This is a genomic window from Nostoc mirabile CHAB5784, from assembly GCF_020829645.1.
Classification (GTDB): domain Bacteria; phylum Cyanobacteriota; class Cyanobacteriia; order Cyanobacteriales; family Nostocaceae; genus Nostoc; species Nostoc mirabile.
On the sequence record NZ_JAIVFS010000119.1, the window covers coordinates 1 to 21188 of the forward strand.

Consider the following 21188-nt stretch of genomic DNA (forward strand, 5'->3'; position numbering starts at 1 on the left):
TTGCCTAATTATCAACAACAAATATCTGAAAGCCTCATTTTCTCGTACAGATTAGCTAATTTAGATGATTGCATTTACGTGCTCTAAACTAGTCACACAAAGGCTTTGACTATTTTCGGAGATGTCTATTTGGCAAAGGTATTGACTTACGCACTTATTAGGAATTCTTGGCGTTCTTATCTACGAGACGCTGCGCGTTGGCGGAGCCTCTCGCAGAGAAGGCGTCTTGGTAGTTCGACAAATAACGACGTTCGGCGGGACGTGCTAGTAAAGTATAGGCGGCGTAAGAACCGATCGCAAATGCTGCCATGACACCAGACATAGCGAACGCACTGTGCCCATTATAAAGGAAAGCCACTAACCCACTTGCTAGTGAGCCACCGAGCATTTGCAGAAATCCGACTACGGCGGCTGCAACTCCAGTACTTTCTGGTACTGGTTGGATGGCACCATGCATAGCATTCGGTGAAATGATCCCACGACAAAAGGTATTTAGCACCAGCAATGGCATGAGTGTTGCGACTTGGGCTGCACTACTCACTGACACAATCATAAGTGCCACTGTGGAAACGACAGCGACAATTAAGCTAATACTGAGTAATCGTGAAGGTGGCACACCTTGGAGACTCCAGCGCCCATTCAGGAATGAACCTACCATGATCCCAAAGGCGGTTGATGCAAATAGCCAACCGTAGATTGTAGTTGAGACACCAAAAACGTTGAGCATCACTAATGGTGAGCCGGCAACGTAGGCGAACATACATCCAAAGTTAAGTGCATTCACAAGGGCATAGCCAAGGCAAATGGGATTGGTGAGAATTTTTCTATAATTATTGATTAGCCGATGTGGTTTGATTGCATTTAGATCACGCTGAACAAGAGACTCACTTAGTCCAAAAGCAACAGCCAGTACCAGCAGTAATCCTCCCACAGCTAGCACACTATAGATTGCCCGCCAACCTATGAGTGCCAAAACCCATCCACCGATTGTAGGTGCAATCATCGGTGCTACACTCATCACCAGGTTGACGTAAGAAAGTTGCGCCCGTGCTTCTGGGCCATCAAATAAATCTCGGACGATTGCCAGCGTCACCACCATGCCAGCACCAGCACCGGCACCTTGAACTAAGCGCCAAGCAATCAGAGTACCGATCGATGGTGCCGCAGCACAAACTACACCAGCCAGCGCAAAGATTCCACAGCCTGCGAGTAAAACTGGCCTACGTCCATAACGATCTGAAAGTGGGCCAAAACCGAGCTGCGCGATCGCAAAACCAAGCATAAACAAACTAAGTGTTAGTCCCACCGCGCCTGGTGACGTTCTCAGCGCCGCACTGATTGTCGGGAATGCTGGTAGCCCCATATCGATTGACAAGGGCGGTAGTGCAGAAAGCGCCCCCAACAAGATCGTAAAGCTTAGAGATTTGGGTCGAATTCGCATTTTTTAAGTTCGTTAAAGGGGATTGGGATAGGGCGATCATATCTAAAACCTTTGTTAATAAGTAGGGAATAATGAGATTATTTTTAACTGGGGACGACCACCGAGTTTTTCTAATGGAAACTCTCCTGCAATCAACGACGGGCTACGCCTACGGAATTGAGATTCACTCTTTAATGTATAGTCAAGGGAATCCCGTTATCTTGGGGTTTTAAATTGAGAATAAACGGAACAGCTTTCAATACCCAATCGGACACGGGTGTATAATTAGCAGCTTCTTCTCCAAAGCTAATAGAAAGCATATCCGTATGAATAATCCCCGGATTGAGGGGTATAGCTGCCATACCATTCGGCAATTCTTGTGCTAAAGAACGAGTTAATCCTTCGATTGCCCACTTAGAAGCACAGTATGGTGCAACTTGGGCTGAAGTTGAACGTCCCCAGCCAGAACTAAAGTTAACAATAATACCCCGCTTGTTTTTCACCATTGCTGGTACGAAATGGCGAATTATATTCGCTACTCCTTTGATATTGATATCTATTAAATCAGAAAATTCTTCAGATGGTATTTCCCACAAAGGTGCTGGATAATTGGTAATTGCCGCATTATTAATTACTATATCTGGCGGTGAATACTTGTTCAGTATATGTTCTGCCCATTTTTTTACAAGCTGTTCATTTGCCACGTCTACAGATGTAAAATCGTTGGGCGCACCATACGAATGACGTATTTTATCGATAGCATCTGATGACCGAGCGCAACCAATAACAGTATGCCCCTGTTGAATAAAACCCTCGGTCATTGCATAACCTAGACCTTTACTTATGCCTGTAATTAAGATGAGTTTAGTCATAACACTAACCTTAGCGGTTTCATGATTAATTCTCTAGGTGAGCAATTCGTTGAAAAAAGTAACCACTTCCTCTTGCTGTAAGTATATATTCTGGATTTTCCGGGTCATCTTCTAACTTCAAGCGCAAACGTGAGATATGTACATCCACCACACGAGTATCTGCATGTTGTTCTGGGTTATAACCCCACACTTGCTGCAATATTTCTCCACGGGTAAAAGATTTGCCGGGATAGCTCATCAATAACTCTAGTAAGCTGTACTCTACACCCGTTAATGGAAGCCGCTCACCTGCTTTGTAGACTTGTCGCTTATTGGTATCAATTTTGAGATTGTCTACAACCATTACTCCCAAATTAGAAATAGCAGTAGTAGTTGTTCTATCGTTTCTTCGTCGCAGCAAGGAGCGAATTCTTGACTCTAATTCCTTGGGTGAGAAAGGTTTTGCCATATAATCATCAGCACCTAGCTCCAGTCCAGTGACCCGATCTGCTACATCTCCCAAAGCTGTAAGCATGATGATTGGTACATCTGACTCTTTCCGTAATTGTTGGCACACACCGTAGCCATCTAGCTTTGGCATCATTACATCTAGAACTATTAAATCAGGGGTCAACAAGCGAAAAGCTGACAAAGCTTCTTCACCATCGCTAGCTGTAACTACGCTGTAGCCAATCATTTCTAACCGCGTCTGTAAAATCCGGCGGATGCTGGCTTCGTCATCTACTACCAGGATTTTTCCTTTATCACCTGATAAGTTTCTCAACGCTGTTCCTCCACAGCGAGAACTCTCAACCATCTATTATCTGCTCATTAGGAGTCAAAAACGCAAAACAATCTTGAAGTACAGTTATGAGGAAAGAAGCGATGGCTTAATACTTGCATCTGTGCAACTAAATTATGCTAGGGCATCTGCCCGAAAAAGAGATTTATATCCAATTAATAAATTCTTCAGCAAGAGACTCGTATTTTCCATCGATTTGGTGTACCTTGTTATTTCTGTGCAAATTATTTATACCTATCTTCTTGCAACTTTACTCATCCAAATTTTAAACCAATGCCTTCGAGGGAATATTCAATGAAAACTTCTAATGATATAGATACCAAGAAGATCATCAAAAAATCTGATAAGCTTACCCTGAGACAGATGAAGCTAATTGAGGAGGCAGAAGACCAACTTCTTGAAGCTAATACTGTCAATTCTCCAGCCCCTGTGGTTGAGGTTGAGGAGAAACCAGTAGCGATTTCAGAGCCTAGAGTTCCTGACTATATTCCATTTCTTGATAATCCTCCAGTACAATCGGTGGGCAACTCTGGCTGGCAGGTTTCTGATGTCTGGCGGGATATTCGGGTAGATGATTTTTGTAATTAAAGCAGACAATTTGTATTCCCAGACGGTTGACCATCAAGGCAGTTGCAATTATCCATAATCCGAATCTTAGAGGAGGGACAGGCATCAAGCACATCAAGCAAGGGAGAAAAGTTTTCCCGAATGCATACTTACTTGTGCAGCAATACCTCTGTCTCTTCGCTAAACCAATATTATGGCAACCGCCTGAGCAACTTTTGTAAACTATCTTTGCACTCAGTCAAAGTTACAGTTGCATTGTGCCTATAATAAGTTACGGCTAACTATAATTGGAAGTTAGCACTTCAAACCTGTGTATTGCTGGATTACCCATTATAGGCGATACCAGGGATAACCAAAATTTATCGGCAGCGCAATAGTATCTATTCTCGTTGCCAACATGCACTCTCCGCGATCGCATGTTGGTGAAAGTGTTATATATCAAGGAAAGTAGTTTTAATCGTAGTTTTAGTCGGATAAAAGATAAGGGTTTCTTATTTAGTTTAAAGATGGATTATAGCACAGATTCTTTACCTTCGATAAAACTGATACCATTGGATAGAAATCTATCTAGTGTGCAAACAACAAAAAATAGAAGTTCTGTTAAAATTAGCACACCCACAGATATTCGATGGATAAAGGTACTGGAATTTTTACGCAGCAATAACCTAGCGCCTAACAGCCGAAAATTGTACGAACGTGAACTAAAGAGATTCTTGGGATGGACGCAATTGCACTTTAATGAGTTACGCCCACGTCACCTTGGTTTGTACAAAGAATACCTAAGAGATGAAATACGGACTGATGCAGGTAAACCGCTTTCAAAAAGCAGCATAAATGCCGGAGTTGCTGCACTCAAAAGCTTTTTTAAATGGATGTGCTATACGTATCCTGACATTATTGCTACTAATCCCACACTGGGGATTAAACTGGAAAAAGTACCTCTACCGCCAGCCCAGAGTTTAACCCCAGAACAGATGGAACGGGTTTGGTCAGCGTTAGAATTGTTAGGAGAAACAAAGCAACGGGATACAGCACTCGTTCACATTCTCAGTCATGGACTCCGGGCAGGGGAAGTTGTACAGCTAAATGTTGGGTCATTTGATGGCAAGCTGCTATTTTTACCAGACACCAAAACCAATGAACCACGCTTAGTTCCACTGCGAAAAGAAAGCCGGGAAGTTTTAGCAGAGTATTTGCAATTGCGCGAACAGCAAGGAGAGGTGTTGACCAGCCTTAGCCCACTGATGATTTCACACCATGCTTCATACAAGGGCGAACGCTTGAGTTATCACGGTATTTACTTTGCTGTAGAAAAAATCGGTGAAATAGCTCACATTGAGGATTTACATCCTCACTCCTTTCGACATACTTACGCTACTGACTTATTGCTATTGGGAGTTGACCCCAGCCATGCACGAAAATTAACAGGGCATCAAAGCGAGAAAGCGTTTCGGCGCTATACCCTTCGCAGTGAACAGGAGGCTGCGATCGCTGCCTACTATCGTGCAATCGGTGAAACTCAAGTGGAGTAAGGTATGCCTAAGCCACTCGATCTTAAGTGTCAGTTATGCGCCAAGTTACCAACAACCCAAGCTAAAGTGCTGCATGGAACAGCAGGGGATGGATGTTGGAATCCAAAAGTCTGGCACAATCGCCGCTCATTCTATCGCCACCGCTCCCAGAATAATTCAGCAGAAATTGATGCGATCGCAGTCGAACCACCAGCAACATATTTTGCAGTTCTGTATCTATATAAAGAAGCGGGGGATAAACCATTACACGCCTTGGGTGCAGAACTCTGGCTGGGGCAAAAACCTGTTTGCCGCTTAGAACCAATTCATTGTTTTGGGCTAACGGCTGGCAAGATCCGCGCCTATACAGATCAGGTGTTGCAGGCATTTGCCAGACAATATGGTGTTTCACTATATCAATATAAAGATATGTTTGAGATTGCCTCAAGCTACTGCCCAGTAAGACCCTGCCCGTTACATCCACAATCCTAGAGATGACCACATACCGCCAATTAACAATCTGGGATGTATTAGATGAGTTGTCCGAATCTCCAGCGACATCCTCACTTGTACCAATGTGGGAATGTTTAGATGCCGAGCTAGAGAATTTACCAATAGATGCACAGTTATCAACTGCAGCGCTTGCCTTCAGTCAGATTGCAGATATTCTTAAATCTCGTGCCCAAGTGCTGTTGCAAGATACCCGCGATCGCAATAGTCTTTTGGGGCCAATTGTTAGCGCCGATCTCTTTGCTGGTCTAGTGCGGACAACAATGCATCTGGATTTAGATGATTTGATTGAACCGGAAACACCACAAACCTTTAAACCACAGGGCCCACACCAATTTTCATCTCCTAACCAGGAGGGTGATTCTGTAGCAGCACCTGTTGAAAAAGCGAATGTTTTGGCAATGCTCGATGAGGTGACAACTTTAGAAGATGTCCGCAATTTGGCATCAGATGAGGATGTGGAAAAATGGCAGAGCGTGATTGCTAACTACCTGATAAATGTCAAAGATGAGATTTCTTTAGTTAAACTGCAACGTGTGTTGGAAATGCCGATGGTAGAAGTATGGTTGGGATTATTGCTGGGTGGGTTTACATTAGAACAACGTGGTGATTTTTATCACAATCAAAATGTCTGGGTGAAAAGCTCTCCTTTTTATGACCAGCAACATCCTTGAGGGATGACGGTCAAAGAGTCCAAAAAAGCGGATAAAATCAAGCTAGTCTCCGCTGAGGACGAGAACATAAAAAATTGCGGCTGCTCCTACTGTCGCTGTAACCGTAAGATGAGCAAGTTGCTTGCTTCATGCTTTCAAAGCGGGTTGCTCAATTTATGGGTTCTTGGCAACTGTTGGTGATCTTGGTTGGGGAAAGGCAGAGTTATCAGCTAAACATAACTGCGTAGGCGTAGCCAGCCGTAGGCATCGCTCAAAACGCACTTTGGTATTTTTGAGTAAACGAAAATCGTGTATACGACCAACTCCATAGGCAGTACAGAGGATTTTCCCACTAGTGATCAACTACTAATTGTGCCTTTAAGGTATGCCGCTTTTTCTTACCATTTTTTCTTTCCTGTTTTGTTTAAGTCCCGTTAGCTTGACAACATTTTATAAGGGGTTGTTTAGCTAAATTCTCTAAATCTACGGATTTAAGCAAATTCATCCACTCCACCGCTAGAGTTGGATCTTGAGGTTTGGCAAGACGTAATTCAGCCAGAGTAGTTAAGGCATCGTACCAAATACCATTCTCAGCATAAAGCCTTACCCGTTGCTGAGGAGTTTCTTGCGCCGGGCTATCTACTAATTTAGGATTTAGATTAACCCGTTGCACCCATCCTTCCGCATACTCCCGTTGTGCAGGTTGTTGTGGATTGCAAATGATTTTCATCTTAAAAAACCAGTGATACATCTTGTCTACTTGCAATGAGGGAGTAGTTGCGCTTAAGGGAATGCTAATAATTCCTGGTGTTTCTGGGATTGTTACTATTGTTCGGTAAAGAGTTTGACTTAGTTTACTTGACTCATCTTTGAGAACAAACTCAATAGAATTAATTGTAGATTTTTTATATGGGACAAAAAACCAAAAAGTTGGATATTCTTCAGTCGTCAAGCCCCAAACTTTAGTAACAGAAACTGCTTCTGTTTGTCCTTGTTTGAGTGTCTGTTTGTATACAGGTACAAGTGCAATGGCAGACTGATTCCCAACACTACAACCACGACTTGCGGCTCCTCCGCGCTCGCCTGTTGCACCCCTGTCTGGAGGCGGTGGGGGAGGCGAAAATGTAACAGGAACGGCAGCAACTGGTGTCATCCGAATCATTGGATAATAGCCGATAATTCCCAACAAAACTATCCAGAATGTAGCAAGTATTTGTTGCCAATAAATTTTCATAGTAAATTAGGAGTTACACAATTTGGAATTTTTAATTTGGGATTATGCAATACTTTTCAAAATTTATTTTTAAATTTTATATTTAAGTAAGTTGTAACCATTAAACTATTACCTCCTAAAGCCAACATAGCAGGGATCAGGGGAACCCAACAACTATATACAATAAAAAATATAAAACAGCTAGCGTATAAGCTGATAATAGCTATCCCTCCTGCCAAGCTTAAGTAAGTGAATCGGTGCAGATTAGCAGTAAGCAAACCGCCTAAAAAAGACCAACCCCAAACCCAAATTACTTCACCCCAAAGTGGCCAAGTCCACAATAGAGGTTGTCCGTCCAAAGCAGTACTGAGAAGTTGACTGACCATCTGGGCTTGTAAAAAAACTCCTGGTATTGCCTGTAATTTCCCTTGAGGGGTCGTGTAGGGAGTTAACCAGTAATCACGATAAGTTTCTGCTGTTGTGCCAATAATGATTATTTTGTCTTTGACTGCATTAGCATTTAGCTTACCCGTTAGCACTTGTTGTAAGGTAATACGTGGTGCGATCGCTTCTAGGGAACCAGAGGAACGGTAATTTAACAAAATTTGGTGTCCAAAAGCATCAATTCCTTGATAACCTCCGGTATGAGCTTCTATTGGTTTAAATGTCAGCTTCCCTAATTGCCACGCGCCATCTGGGGTAAATTGCAACTTAATTCCCTTTGCGTATAAGTAACGCAGTGCAAGTTGAACACTCAGGGCATAGGGGGCAGTACAAGGAGATGAAGGTGAGGGAGTTAACGCTAGCAGATGGCGACGCACGACATTATCTGAATCTACGGCAATATCGCTAAAACCTAGACTTTTTGGAGAAACTTCTGGTGGTGGCTTCACACCTAGTTTTCCGGCTTGAGAATCGCTAAGTTGACACACCCCTACAAAGCGATCGCTTTTTCGCATTCGTTCTGCCAATGCTGGATAATCCTTACCCACTGGATAATCTCGGTATATATCCAAACCAATAACTTGTGGTTGATATGTCTCTAATTTTTCTAACAGTTGGGCAAGTGATTTATCTGACAAGGAACCCTGAGGTTTGTCCTGTTTTTGCGCCTGCACATCTTCTTCAGTCACAGTCACAATCAGTAGGCGTGAGTCTGGTTTCTCAGGAGGACGCAAGCGTAACAGTTGGTCAAACGCACTTAGCTCTAATGGTTGCAAAACACCCAAATACCTTACTCCCGTTAATATTCCAGTCATTGCCATGCTGATCAGTAAAAGCAATGAGAAGCCAAGCCGATTTGTGTTTTTTTTAACAGGGGTGGTTTTAGACAAAGATGTGGGAACATTACGTGCATTTCTAAACAATTCCCCCCAATTTAACGGCATCTCTGCCGGATTTTGACAGATGACAGGCAACCATGTAGCGCAGGGAAATTGGTTTTCTAGCCCTTGTAACCTTTCTCGCGCTTCCCTTACGGCTAAATACAACGAGTCTCCCTGCGCGAAGGCTTCCAAAAAATACTTTAAAAACTGCTGTGCCACCCGATCAGGTACAGGCTCTCGCATAACGATGATTTCAGGAATCTGCAAATCTGCAAACTCCCGTGCCAATCCCAAGCCATCACAGGAATTGAAAATTGCCAGTTTTAGACCTCGTTCCACTGCCTTTTTCAACGCATACTTTAACTGGCTAATTGTTAGACTTTCAGTTTGATTGATGTAGATTTTTCCTGTTTCATTGGTTTCCTGAGTAGAACTGTGTCCAGCGAAAAATAGAATCTGCCAATGCTGCTCCCATAGCTGGTCAGTAAGGTCTTGGCATTGTGGTTCAATTAAAAAGGTGATGTCTGCATTGGGTAACAAATTAAGCAGCGCTTGGTCTGCTTTGGTATCAATTCCTTGGCTATTACCCAAAATCGCTAAGATTTTTACTTTGTCGTATGTGGTTGTTATTCGGTTGACTTGTTCGTAGGCGGGAGCGCTCAGAGCTATTTCCGCTTGGGGATAGCGTTCCACTAAATCCCAAAGATGCCACGGGAGTTTCTGTAATCGGAAGTCTTTGGTTTGTAAAAGCACACGGATATTATCCGCAAGCATGAGTTTTTCTAACCATTTTTCGCGGATAGGACGAAAGGAATCGGAAGCAAGCCAAGTATTAAAACGTGCTTTAAATTCATCAGCCACCTGCTGGCAGTCTTCTAGGCTGGGGGCTTGCTTAAGTTCCTTATGTAAACCAATAGGACGAGATGGCAACCTTAAATTACGATAAATAGATTGCCAACGGTAATAATCGCGGAGAATTTCTGGGTTTGGGGGAAGCGCACCCGTGATTTCCACACTAGGGCGGACATTTTCATCGCCAATCTGTAGCGTCACGGGAAACCCTTGTTCAAAATTTCCCTCCCCTAACTTTAAGATGACTAACTTGCCCACAGCTAGTTCTCCACAGATGATCAGTTGTATCTATTATCTTGGTTGTATCTTGGTTGCTAAACTACAAAGTCCAGTTAATTATTTACCATTACAGTTTCTTGAAGAACCCTCCCACTTTTAGGTATACCTCTGTTCGGTGACTGCCCAAAGCAATGACTCCGTTGCTTTCTACGATACTTTTAGTTTTCACGCAGGTACGTAAAAAAAAATTTTGCAAATTTGTCCAATGCTCTCTCTTAAAACCGCAAAATCTCCCAATCATAGTCTTCAGGTGCGGGTTCTATTTCCCAAACCAATCCTTCTCCTAGTTCCAAGATTACTTCCAAATACAACATATCTACAGGAGTTGTTGCCGTATCTTCATTGTTCTCAAAAGCTTGTAAGTCTTCCGTTAGTAGTCGGAGCTTAAACCCAGCAGGAATTTGACCACTAGGAGTTGTACTTCGCAATTCAAAGCGCCAAACATAGTCCTCAGAAGCGCTTTTTGGGAAAACACGTAACTCGTATGTATGCTCTGCAACTATTATTTCCCGAGACAAGCCAAAGAATGTTTCTGCACTCCGCATTCTGGCAGGCACCACGACAAATTCTCTTTTTTCCCATCCCCACTGTTGAGCTAAATTCGCTACTCCTGTCTGCAACCATTGCGGAATTGACCACTGTATGAGTAAACCCTGACGGAGTTCATACAATTTTTTTCGCCAACCGCTATGTGCCAGAAGCGCACCCCAGAGTGAAAATGGAACTCCCAAGCGCGGGAATTTCACATCGGGATGACCCAACCTTTCTAAAAGGTTTTCTGCCTGAGTTTTGGTAATAGGATCTAAAGGTGCAATCTGGGCGCGTAAGGCTTCTGGATCATTAAGTTGGCGTGTAACCCATAGCACATTTATATTTGAAATTAAATCTTCACTTTCCAAGCTGTAAGTACGATCTCCAGGATCATAAACTCCTTTTGTTTTCAGAATTTGATGAGTTGTATAGCCAAAAATCTTCATCCAGCCATCATCGGGATTGACCTGTATTGCTACGTAATAGTCAGCAACCCACTCTGGAATATCTACCCATTCTTGCGGTACGCGCAACTCATCGTCATCCATAGCAAGGGTGGGAATTAATACAAGCCGATCGCGATCAAAAGTAATAGCTGTGCCATTGACTACTTCCCAAAAACTCGGCAATGCTGCACTATTAGGATAAACCCTGGCGGTGGGAGCAATTTCCTCCTGGAACCAAGGCAAAAATGCTTGCAAGCATTTTTTATTTATCCACCCACGTTGACAAGCACCAGCTGTTGAGTATGCTTGTTCTTGCGCCTCTGGAGATTGGGTAATTTCCAAGTACAAATGCTGCGAGTCAATCGTAAATGGGGGAGGTGCGTTCAACATAAATAATTTTGGAATGGCTCCATATAAAGACCATATAAAAAGTTAAGTGAGATGGGGGAGACAAAATTACTTCTTGTCTCCTGATTGGATCTGGGTATGGCTATATTCGACTTTAAGCCATTCCTCTAAGCTTGTGTTTATGGCATCTACTACGTCTGATTTAGGAGAAATATGCAAGGTGTTTTGACTCCATTGCGTGAGAGTCAAAAGCAATGACTTTTTAATGCTGCTCAGGCGACGAGAAACAGTATATTGCTTAATTTCTAACTGTGCAGCAATTTCTTGTTGAGTCAGTTGTTGAACGTAGTAAGCTTGTAGTACTTTTTGGGACTCAGCATCGAGTGCAGCGATCGCTTGGGACAAAACTTGGTTTAACTGAGCTTGCTGATTTCGTGTATTCGCAGCTTCTTCCTGCTCAATAATTTCCGTTAGTAAAGATGTTTGTAAATTTGCAGGCAATATATCTAATAAATTGCCATCATCTTCTTCTTTGAGGGGAGCGTCTGCGGAAACAACCTTAGGATAGAGGAAAGTACGGGCAGCTTTAGCAGAAGATAATAGCCAGGTTTCTATGGTTTGCTGGTTGACTGCGGGAGAGGGTGAACTCAATCGGCTTAAACGTTCTGCATTATAAAGATTAGTAATAGCCTCCCAAATCACAGCATCTGGTTTGGTAAGCTGGCGAATTTTTGTGTTGTCACCTGTGTAGAGTTCCTTAAAGCATTCCCAGGCTAAAAGATAACTCTCAATGCTTTGAGCGTTAAATCCTACATTTTGTAATGACTGTACTAGTCGTTTGCGGCTGAGTTTATGTAATAATGCCCAGTCTGAGCAAATATCTGCTTCTCGACGCGATCGCAGCACGTCCTTGATAATGCTTTCAAAGGCAAGTTCAGCGTAGCCCTTCAAATTCGAGCTATATTGAGGATTGAAAGTTTTGAGTATTTTCTGCACACGAGCGATCGCAATCTGAAAACAGTCTGCTACAGAGGATTGAGTGGAAAAGTTTCGGGCAAATTTTCTTGCAGCCCAATAGCACACCTCTTGTAAATAAGCAGAAATATGTCCCACAGCTAGAGAACTGGGTTGATTGTGCCAAACTTGATACCAGTAAATTGCCCAAAAGGTATCTGATTCTTGTTTTGAAGACCGTTCCAAGCAACTTTTAATACTGCGTCGCAGTTTGGCATCTGTTGCCCAACCACTAAATTGCTCTAGATCAAATTGCAAAAATGTAGAAAAAATTTCAACAATGCCCTGCCGGGGTTGCATGTAATACTTGCTGCCGTTGTTTGAACCATAGCTGATTTCAATTATACAGCCATATAGCCAAAAGCTAATTCCTTACTGGATAAGGATTTTACAGATTTTTTAAAAAATTTCTGATCCAAGTGCATAAAAATTAAAAGTCGTCGTAAAGAGTGATATGCAGAGAGATTCACTTAGTAAGTACTACAAAAAAGTGCAAATAAGGTGAATTAAAATTTATCTACTCATACCCCTTTCTGAACAGTTAAAACTTTTGTTAAGGAGAACAATAATGTCACAACAAGATATTATCCGCGCTTGGAAAGATCGAGGTTATCGCGAAAGTCTGAGTGAAGAGCAACGCTCTCAGCTACCTGAAAATCCAGCAGGGATCGCTGAACTGTCCGATGAGGTTTTGGAAACTATTGCAGGAGGCAGGCGTCCAGGCGGGGGCGGCGGTACAGGGGCAGGAACAGGCGGTAACTGCGGTAAGTGCACAAAAGTCGTAAGCTCAGAATGCGGCTACGGCACAGGGGCAGGAACAGGCGGTAACTGCTCAAAATGCGCCGGATGCTAATGCGTGGTGATAGTTAACGCTCGTCAGATAATCGTCTGACCAGTGGAAAGGTCTGTCTAAGCAGTATAAACTCTAACCGAATCGTTCAGACATAAAACTATCAATGTCTTCACGATTCGGCGATAAGTAGGTAGTTCTAATTAATTGTCAGAAGGGGGAGTGGGGGCTTTTCCCCTAGAGAGGGAGTAGAACCGTCTCTACCCCCAAACTCATCCTTACTTCAACGATGTCCAGCTACTTATTAACTCGGCAATAAAAGAGATTGCATTTACAGAAAGATGGTCAAAATGCTCAAAATGCTTGTAAAACAAGGCATTGATCTGCTTTGCCGGAGTCAATATCTACTCCGATCTCAACAGTTGCCGGGTTAATAATATTTCACTTATTTAAAGGAGGACAATAATGTCACAACAAGACATCATTCGCGCTTGGAAAGATCGAAGTTATCGCGAAAGTTTGAGTCAGGAACAACGCTATATGCTACCTGACAATCCAGCAGGAATAGCTGACCTGTCAGATGAGATTTTAGAAACGATTGCAGGAGGTAAGCGTCCGGGTGGCGGTGGTGGTACAGGTCAAGGAACAGGGGGTAACTGCACAAAAACCGACGGGTGTGGCCCATTGAAAACAAACTTGTTCATCTGTTGGTAATTAGTTATTAGCCATTAGCCATCTTCACTAAAGTTTATTTGTGCCAACCTATTGAGTAAGGACTCTGAGTTCTTTCCTGGTAATTGAGAATGGTGCCTTTCGATTACTATGAACCTCAAAGCTCAGACACCTATGCTTTACACCTGCTCGAAAGGTGGTTAGGTAATCGTGAGGAGAGGAGTCACAGAGATTCCTCTCCTCCTGCGTATGCAATATCAACAACTTTCACCTTATTTTTAGGAGTCAAAGACTGTGAATCGAGCATACTTTCAAGCTTCTAACTGGTATCGCGCTATTACCTTAACAGAACGGATTGCATCGCTCTCAGTATTAGCAAATCAAATTCAAAATAAGCAGATAAATGCAGATTTTGCTCAGAATCGTATGGAACGATGGCGCGATCAAGATCCTTTTCCAAAGGAATCTTACTTTGCCGAACGTTTGGCGATGGATGGGATCGATGACGAGAAATTTTTATCACTTCTTGGTGAACCCATTGAAGCAGTACAAGAACGTTTCCCCGAAACTCCGACTTGGTTAAAACAAATTGCCGAGGCATTTTCAACTAATTCTGAGCAGTTTCATCTCCCAGAAGCAACGCAGAACGTAGAAACTAGTTGGTTTTTATACTTAGTTGAGCCGCTAATCTGCCAAGGATTGAACCGTCTGTCTGAAGGTATCGAGAGTCTAAGTCAGCAGCATTCGGAACTACCCTTTGAACCGAAGACAGTTACAGAGATGCTCTTGACAAATTTGACAATACAGTTACGTCAAATCTTAAATCGCACTCTAGTATTAGAACTGAATGTGGCTCGCCTGCAAGGGTTGCTTACCGGTGATACACCTCAAGAACGGTTTCGCAGTTTTGTGGAGCGCTTGCGTCAGCGAGATGTTGCCCTTTCTATTTTGCAAGAATATCCTGTCTTGGCTCGCCAAACCACTATTTGCATAAATCATTGGCTAACATTTAGTCTAGAATTTCTCCACCACTTATGTGCAGATTGGCATGAAATCCGAGCTAAATTCAGTCCTAAACATGAACCGGGTTTACTGGTGGAGTTGCTAGGTGGTGCTGGAGACAGCCATCGAGGAGGACGTTCTGTCCGGATCGCCAAATTCAGTTCGGGTTTGCAATTGGTCTACAAACCGAGATCCCTGGCAGTGGATGTTCATTTTCAAGAACTCCTCACTTGGCTGAATGAGCGTGGCGATCACCCACCTTTCCGCATCTTAAAACTTCTAGACCGTGGCAACTATGGTTGGGTCGAGTTTGTTAAGGCCCAAAGCTGTAAAACTTTAGCAGAAATCCAGCGTTTTTACCAACGTCAGGGCGGCTATCTAGCTTTGCTCTATGCCCTGCAAGCGACTGATTTTCATTCCGAGAATTTAATTGCTGCTGGTGAGCATCCGATTTTGGTTGACCTCGAAGCTCTCTTCCATCCCAAAGTCGGTAAGATGGATAACTCCCAAGCCAATTTAGTTGTCAGCGACAAAATAGCTGACTCGGTTTTGGGTATAGGTTTGCTGCCGCAGCGTGTTTGGGGCAACGCTCAATCTGAAGGCATCGATCTTAGTGGTTTAGGCTCAAAACACGGGCAACTCACTCCTAATCAGATTCCTTATTGGGAAGATATGGGAACTGATGAGATGCGACTGGCACGTAAGCGGATGGAGATGCCACCAGATCAGAATCTACCTACTTTAGATGGTGCTAATGTTAACCTACTCGAGTATACCGAAGAAATCTTGAATGGGTTTACCAATATCTATCAGTTGCTGCTTAAATATCGAGAAGATTTACTTTCAAAACAAGGACTGATAGCAGCTTTTGCCGAGGATGAGGTGCGTGTCATCCTCGGTCTTACCCGCACCTATAGTTTTTTGCTAGACGGAAGTTTTCATCCCGATCTGTTGCGAGATGCTCTCGAACGCGATCGCCACTTTGACTTACTCTGGCTTCAGATTCAGTATCGATCCTACTTAAAGCAGGCGATCGCCGCAGAGCGTGAAGACTTGCTGCGCGGCGATATTCCTCTATTCGTGACGCACCCAAACTCGCGGGATGTGTGGGGTAGTTGTGGGCAGTGTCTCAAGGATTTTCTTGAGGAAGCCAGTATCGATATGGTCTACCGTCGCTTAGAGAAGTTGAGCGACTTGGATATGGCACAACAGCAGTGGTTTATTCGGGCTTCTCTGGCAACAGTTTATATGGGATTATCTAACGCTGCTTTTCCAGGCTACTCGATTGCAGAGCCACAGATAATCGCAAACCGAGATCAACTATTAGCTGCTGCCCGTGCTATTGGCGATCGCCTAGATTTCTTAGCAGTACGTGGCGAAGAAGATGCCTCTTGGATTGGTTTAACTTTTTTAGGCGAGCGTCATTGGTCCCTCGCATCTTTAGGCTTTGATTTATATGATGGTTTACCTGGAATAATACTCTTTCTAGCTTATCTTGGTAAGGCTACAGAAGAAGAAAGTTATACCAATCTGGCACGAGCAGCATTCAGAACTATGCGTTCTCAAATAGAAGAATTGCGATCGGGACTCAAACAGATTGGAGCTTTTGGTGGCTGGGGAGGAATCATCTATACCCTAACCCATCTAGCGGTGTTATGGAATCAACCAGAGTTAATGACTGAAGCGGAAAAGATAATTGAATGTCTTCCCGATTTGATTGAGCAAGATACGCAGTTTGACATTATAAGTGGTGCTGCCGGATGTATTAGCAGTTTACTCGCTCTGTATAAATGTAAACCTGCCGATGATACTCTTACCGTCGCAATTAAATGTGGCGATTTACTCATCGCCCGTGCTGAAATGATGGCGCATGGTGTTGGTTGGACTTGGAAAGATGAGATGTTTGAAGAGAAGCCACTGACAGGTTTTTCTCATGGTGCGGCTGGAATAGCAGCGTCATTGCTAGAATTGGCAGCAGTAACAGGCGAGCAACGTTTTGCAACTACAGCTATAGCTGCCATTGAATATGAGCGAAGTCACTTCCTCCCCGAAGCAGGAAATTGGTTGGATTTACGCAATTTTACTAATACCGTCTTAGCAGACAAAGACGATCAAAATCTTTGTATGAACGCCTGGTGTCATGGTGCGCCAGGAATTGGGTTAGCTCGTCTACGCAGTCTTCCTCATCTTGATGATGCTGAAATCCGCTCCGAGATCGACACCGCTTTGAAAACTACCCTAGCCGAAGGATTTGGTAATAATCACTCTCTGTGTCACGGTGATTTGGGCAACTTGGAATTGCTTTTGCAAGCCAGTCTCACTCTCGATAAGTTCCAGTGGCAACCTCAAGTCGATCGCTTTGCTGCCATTATTCTTGAAAGCATTAATCAACATGGTTGGCTTTGTGGCGTTCCTTCAGGAGTGGAGACTCCTGGTTTAATGACTGGACTGGCCGGTATTGGCTATGGATTACTGCGACTGGCTGCACCAGAGCGTATTCCTTCGGTGCTAGTGCTGGAGCCTCCGAAGCTGAAGGGCGTAGTGCAGAAAACCGCAGAGTTTGCCCTCACTGCCTAAAAGATAATGAAGTACCAGCTTATTCAACAACATAATGAAGAAGATTGTGGCGCTGCAAGTCTTGCTTCTGTTGCCAAACATTATGGCAAAACCTTTACCATCAACACTATCCGGCAAGCTGTAGGAACTTGTAGAGAAGGCACCACTTTATTGGGATTGAAGCAAGGCGCGGAAGCCCTTGGTTTCCACGCCAGAGGAGTTAAAGTTCCCCTAGAAGTTGTCAATAAAAAAGCCGTGCCTCTACCAGCTATCATTCATTGGAAAGGTTATCACTGGGTAGTTTTTTACGGTAAACGGGGCAACAAATATGTAGTGGCTGACCCTAGTGTCGGTATCCAGTATCTGGACAAAAAGTGGTTCTTAGAGGCATGGACAGACAGGGTCATGCTGCTTCTAGAACCAGACCCATTGCGCTTTTTTACCCAGTCGGATGAAAAAGAGAAAATTGGCGGATTGGGTCGTTTCCTCAAACGCATCTTGCCCTATCGCGCCATTGTTGCCCAAACCTTCCTGCTGAATGCAGTCCTTGGTCTATTTTCCCTAGCTTCCCCTTTTCTGCTGCAAATGCTCACCGATGATGTGCTGGTACGCGGTGATACCCATCTGCTTACTAGTGTGGCGATCGCTGTAATCGTCATGCACCTCGTTAGCAGTAGTCTCCGACTAGCACAATCTAACCTTGTTGCCCACTTTGCCCAGCGTCTAGAACTAGAGCTAATCTTTGAATTCGGACGCCAAATTCTCCGCTTGCCCCTAAGTTACTACGAATCCCGACGTAGTGGTGAAGTAGTCAGTCGTCTAGAAGATATTCAACAAATTAATTATTTAGTTTCCCAAGCTGTTGTTAGTCTACCCAGCCAATTTTTTATTGCTCTGGCTTCGGTGGCTTTCATGCTGTTCTACAGCCTAAAACTTACAGCAGTTGCGATGCTAATTGCCGTTTTCATGACCCTCTCAACCCTGATTTTTTTACCCACTCTCCAACAAAAAATCCGCAATCTCTTAGTCTTATCGGCAGAAAACCAAGGGGTATTAGTAGAAACATTCAAAGGAGCCATCACCGTAAAAACCACCTCTGCTGCTCCCCAATTTTGGGAAGAATTTCAAAGCCGCTATAGTCGTCTTGCTAACTTCTCCTTCCGCACGATTCAAATCGGCTTCTTCAACGGCATTTTCTCTAACTTAGTTGCCAACATCGGTAGTATTGCCTTGTTGTGGGTAGGCAGCAGCCTTGTAATTGGTAAGGAATTAACTATTGGTGAACTACTGGCATTTAACGGCATCAATGCTAATTTTAACTCTTTTATTGATACCATACTTGGCTTTGTCGATGAATTCACCCGTGCAAAAACCGTTACTGGGCGACTTACGGAAGTTATCGACGCTACCCCAGAAACTCCAGACAACACCATCAAGCCTTGGGTGACAATTGCCAACAGCACAGACATTACCTGCACCCAGCTTAACTTTCATCACACTGGCAGAGTTGACTTACTGCAAGACTTCTCCCTCACCCTTCCCGGAGGCAAAGCGATCACCCTGATCGGCAAATCCGGCTGTGGTAAAAGTACTTTGGCAAAATTGATTGCGGGGTTATATTCGTCTCAGTCTGGCAATATTCGCTTTGGTATCTATAACCAACAAGACATTTCCCTCAATTGTCTGCGGCAACAAGTGGTACTGGTTCCCCAAGAAGCCCACTTTTGGAGTCGGTCAATTATCGAAAACTTTCGCTTGAGTTCGCCTGATCTCAGCTTTGAGAGCATAGTTAGAGCTTGCCAGATGGCTGGTGCTGACGAATTTATCAGTAAACTACCAGAGAAATATCAAACTGTTTTAGGGGAATTTGGAGCCAATCTCTCTGGTGGACAACGACAGAGATTAGCTATAGCACGGGCAATAGTCAATGATCCACCCGTACTAATTTTAGACGAATCCACAGGTGCCCTCGACCCAGTAAGTGAAACCGAAGTCCTAGACAAGTTGTTAACCCATCGCCAGGGTAAAACCACAATTATGATTAGCCACCGTCCGAGGGTGATTCAGCGTGCCGATTGGATCGTCTTGCTGGAACAAGGACAATTGAAACTGCAAGGTGCTTTGGAAGATTTACGCCATCAAGCCGGAGATCACTTAGACTTCCTGATTCCTTGAAATGTATGGTCAGTACACCTAAAGAAGATTTTCTGCCATTAGTTGAAAGCTCCGATTTTCTGCCACCAATTAGTTTTTGGGCAAAGCTTGGCGGACTATTGATCGTTGGTGCGGTAGGAGTAGCGATCGCACTTGCATCGACGACCAAATATAAGGTAACTGTCAAAGCACAGGCAACCGTCCGTCCTGCTGGTGAATTGCAGATTGTTCAGGCTGCCACAGAAGGCACAATTACGCGCATCGCCGTCCAAGAAAATCAAGTTGTCAAAACAGGAGATGTTATTGCCACTATCGATAACTCCCGTCTGCAAACCCGAAAAAGCCAATTGCAAACTAGTATTCAACAATCTAAGTTACAACTAGTGCAAATCAATGCCCAGATTAATGCCCTCAACAGCCAGATTCGAGCCGAAACTGACCGCGTAAACCGGATTATTACTGGCGCCCAAGCCGAATTGAGCGGTCGCCGTCGGGAATATCAAGATAAAAATATTACCACTGTTTCCGAACTCCAGGAAGCTGATGCCAACGTCAAAATTGCTGAGGAAGAATTGCAGACTGGGGAAGCACAGTTAAAAACAGCACAAGCGAATCTCCATGCAACTGAAGCTGCTTTGGGTGTAGCCCAGTCAAAACAGAACCGATATGAGAGTGTAGCTGCCCTTGGGGCGCTATCTAAGGATCAATTGGAAGAAGCACAATTATCTGCCAAACAGCAAGAGCAAGCGGTAAAGGCGCAAGAAGCAGCAGTGGAGGCGCAAAAACAGACAATTGAACGATTACAACAAGCAGTATCTGCTGTCATTGTTAGAAGACAACGCGCCCAAGTTGCCGTAAATCCAAGTAATACAGAAGTAACTGTTGCTACTGAGCGGATCGCTCAAGAAAAAGCCGGAGGGGAAAGCAACAAAGCAACAATAGAAAAGGAACGCCAAGCCTTAGTTAAGCAACGGATTGAAATTGAAAAGCAGTTAGAACGTGATACTAGCGAACTCAAACAAGTGGAAATAGATTTAGCTCAAACCACAATCGCAGCTACTGCCGATGGTATAGTTTTCCAACTCAATTTGCGAAATCCAGGTCAAACTGTGCGTGCTGGCGAAGAAGTATTGCAAATTGTGCCCACTGATGCGCCTCAGGTTTTGAAAGCAGCAGTGGCATCTGAAAATCAAAGTAAGTTAAAAATTGGTCAAAAAGTCCAAATGCGGGTGAGCGCTTGCCCTTACCCAGATTATGGTACTCTCAATGGTAAAGTGCAAGCGATTTCTCCAGATGCGATCGCTCCTCAAAAGAATGGCACAAATGCATCTATGTCTAATGCGACTACTAGTCCAAAAGCTGCTGTGCCTGGTGCTTTCTATGAAGTGACTATTGAACCGGAAACTCTGGTTTTAGGTAAAGGGAAAAACCAGTGTCACATTCAATTGGGCATGGAGGGTAGGACTGATATTATTTCCCGTGAAGAAACGGTACTGCAATTCTTTCTCCGTAAGGCTAGGTTGATGACTGATTTGTAACTTTTTTTTTGAAAAGCATTACCTAATCTTAGAGGCTGTTTGAAAAGTCGGAGAGATGGTAAAAAAGCTCTCTCAGTATACGCTGTGAATAGATAGTAGACAGCACTGAGAGAGCAACATGAGTAAAGCATACCCCAGCAATCTGACCCGTGCT

16 protein-coding genes are annotated in these 21188 nt (G+C 43.8%); 9 read left to right on the forward strand and 7 right to left on the reverse strand.

Annotated elements, in window-relative coordinates; all coding sequences use genetic code 11:
• Positions 1–157: 157 nt before the first annotated feature.
• The 3 genes from LC653_RS38115 to rpaB form a co-directional block, all read right to left on the reverse strand.
• Positions 158–1441, reverse strand: coding sequence for a multidrug effflux MFS transporter (locus LC653_RS38115; protein WP_229500486.1), 1284 nt, complete (start codon positions 1439–1441; stop codon positions 158–160).
• A gap of 170 nt (positions 1442–1611) precedes the next feature.
• On the reverse strand, positions 1612–2292 hold the full coding sequence (locus LC653_RS38120) for an SDR family oxidoreductase (RefSeq protein WP_229500487.1): 681 nt from the start codon (positions 2290–2292) through the stop codon (positions 1612–1614).
• Between the two features lie 25 nt (positions 2293–2317).
• Complete coding sequence (gene rpaB / locus LC653_RS38125) at positions 2318–3088, reverse strand: response regulator transcription factor RpaB (RefSeq protein WP_229500489.1); 771 nt, start codon at positions 3086–3088, stop codon at positions 2318–2320.
• A gap of 279 nt (positions 3089–3367) precedes the next feature.
• On the opposite strand from rpaB, the gene LC653_RS38130 reads away from it, so the two are divergent.
• The 4 genes from LC653_RS38130 (at position 3368) to LC653_RS38145 (ending at position 6335) form a co-directional block, all read left to right on the forward strand.
• Complete coding sequence (locus LC653_RS38130; protein WP_229500491.1) at positions 3368–3661, forward strand: hypothetical protein; 294 nt, start codon at positions 3368–3370, stop codon at positions 3659–3661.
• A 485-nt stretch (positions 3662–4146) separates the two neighbouring features.
• Positions 4147–5172: a tyrosine-type recombinase/integrase gene (locus LC653_RS38135; RefSeq protein WP_229500515.1), complete on the forward strand. Its 1026-nt coding sequence runs from the start codon at positions 4147–4149 to the stop codon at positions 5170–5172.
• 3 nt (positions 5173–5175) lie between these two features.
• On the forward strand, positions 5176–5643 hold the full coding sequence (locus LC653_RS38140) for a hypothetical protein (protein ID WP_229500493.1): 468 nt from the start codon (positions 5176–5178) through the stop codon (positions 5641–5643).
• Positions 5644–5645: 2 nt separating this feature from the next.
• Positions 5646–6335 (forward strand): hypothetical protein, encoded by a 690-nt coding sequence (locus tag LC653_RS38145; protein ID WP_229500495.1) that lies wholly within the window; start codon positions 5646–5648, stop codon positions 6333–6335.
• A 403-nt stretch (positions 6336–6738) separates the two neighbouring features.
• Here LC653_RS38145 and LC653_RS38150 read toward each other — a convergent pair whose 3' ends face one another.
• The 4 genes from LC653_RS38150 to LC653_RS38165 form a co-directional block, all read right to left on the reverse strand.
• The gene (locus LC653_RS38150; RefSeq protein WP_229500497.1) at positions 6739–7548 is read right to left on the reverse strand and encodes a DUF928 domain-containing protein; all 810 of its coding nucleotides are present in this window, start codon (positions 7546–7548) and stop codon (positions 6739–6741) included.
• Between the two features lie 56 nt (positions 7549–7604).
• Positions 7605–9962, reverse strand: coding sequence for a CHASE2 domain-containing protein (locus tag LC653_RS38155; RefSeq protein ID WP_229500499.1), 2358 nt, complete (start codon positions 9960–9962; stop codon positions 7605–7607).
• Between the two features lie 236 nt (positions 9963–10198).
• Positions 10199–11350 (reverse strand): DUF1822 family protein, encoded by a 1152-nt coding sequence (locus LC653_RS38160; protein ID WP_229500501.1) that lies wholly within the window; start codon positions 11348–11350, stop codon positions 10199–10201.
• Between the two features lie 66 nt (positions 11351–11416).
• The gene (locus LC653_RS38165) at positions 11417–12622 is read right to left on the reverse strand and encodes a sigma-70 family RNA polymerase sigma factor (RefSeq protein ID WP_229500503.1); all 1206 of its coding nucleotides are present in this window, start codon (positions 12620–12622) and stop codon (positions 11417–11419) included.
• Between the two features lie 268 nt (positions 12623–12890).
• Between LC653_RS38165 and LC653_RS38170 the strand changes: the two genes are divergently transcribed.
• The 5 genes from LC653_RS38170 (at position 12891) to LC653_RS38190 (ending at position 21034) form a co-directional block, all read left to right on the forward strand.
• Positions 12891–13175 carry a mersacidin/lichenicidin family type 2 lantibiotic gene (locus LC653_RS38170; RefSeq protein WP_229500505.1) on the forward strand — a complete coding sequence of 95 codons (285 nt, stop codon included), beginning with the start codon at positions 12891–12893 and terminating at the stop codon, positions 13173–13175.
• Between the two features lie 402 nt (positions 13176–13577).
• Positions 13578–13826 (forward strand): mersacidin/lichenicidin family type 2 lantibiotic, encoded by a 249-nt coding sequence (locus LC653_RS38175; RefSeq protein WP_229500507.1) that lies wholly within the window; start codon positions 13578–13580, stop codon positions 13824–13826.
• Positions 13827–14078: 252 nt separating this feature from the next.
• Positions 14079–17363, forward strand: coding sequence for a type 2 lanthipeptide synthetase LanM family protein (locus tag LC653_RS38180; protein ID WP_229500509.1), 3285 nt, complete (start codon positions 14079–14081; stop codon positions 17361–17363).
• Between the two features lie 6 nt (positions 17364–17369).
• Positions 17370–19517, forward strand: coding sequence for a peptidase domain-containing ABC transporter (locus LC653_RS38185; RefSeq protein WP_229500511.1), 2148 nt, complete (start codon positions 17370–17372; stop codon positions 19515–19517).
• 5 nt (positions 19518–19522) lie between these two features.
• On the forward strand, positions 19523–21034 hold the full coding sequence (locus LC653_RS38190) for a beta-barrel domain-containing protein (protein ID WP_229500513.1): 1512 nt from the start codon (positions 19523–19525) through the stop codon (positions 21032–21034).
• Positions 21035–21188 lie beyond the last annotated feature (154 nt).

Coding starts and splice junctions, on each gene's coding strand:
- LC653_RS38190 (WP_229500513.1), top strand. CDS start 19,523: ATGGTCAGTACACCTAAAGAAGATTTTCTGCCATTAGTTGAAAGCTCC.
- LC653_RS38185 (WP_229500511.1), top strand. CDS start 17,370: ATGAAGTACCAGCTTATTCAACAACATAATGAAGAAGATTGTGGCGCT.
- LC653_RS38160 (WP_229500501.1), bottom strand. CDS start 11,350: ATGTTGAACGCACCTCCCCCATTTACGATTGACTCGCAGCATTTGTAC.
- LC653_RS38170 (WP_229500505.1), top strand. CDS start 12,891: ATGTCACAACAAGATATTATCCGCGCTTGGAAAGATCGAGGTTATCGC.
- LC653_RS38115 (WP_229500486.1), bottom strand. CDS start 1,441: ATGCGAATTCGACCCAAATCTCTAAGCTTTACGATCTTGTTGGGGGCG.
- LC653_RS38150 (WP_229500497.1), bottom strand. CDS start 7,548: ATGAAAATTTATTGGCAACAAATACTTGCTACATTCTGGATAGTTTTG.
- LC653_RS38175 (WP_229500507.1), top strand. CDS start 13,578: ATGTCACAACAAGACATCATTCGCGCTTGGAAAGATCGAAGTTATCGC.
- LC653_RS38165 (WP_229500503.1), bottom strand. CDS start 12,622: ATGCAACCCCGGCAGGGCATTGTTGAAATTTTTTCTACATTTTTGCAA.
- LC653_RS38145 (WP_229500495.1), top strand. CDS start 5,646: ATGACCACATACCGCCAATTAACAATCTGGGATGTATTAGATGAGTTG.
- LC653_RS38130 (WP_229500491.1), top strand. CDS start 3,368: ATGAAAACTTCTAATGATATAGATACCAAGAAGATCATCAAAAAATCT.
- LC653_RS38120 (WP_229500487.1), bottom strand. CDS start 2,292: ATGACTAAACTCATCTTAATTACAGGCATAAGTAAAGGTCTAGGTTAT.
- rpaB (WP_229500489.1), bottom strand. CDS start 3,088: ATGGTTGAGAGTTCTCGCTGTGGAGGAACAGCGTTGAGAAACTTATCA.
- LC653_RS38135 (WP_229500515.1), top strand. CDS start 4,147: ATGGATTATAGCACAGATTCTTTACCTTCGATAAAACTGATACCATTG.
- LC653_RS38140 (WP_229500493.1), top strand. CDS start 5,176: ATGCCTAAGCCACTCGATCTTAAGTGTCAGTTATGCGCCAAGTTACCA.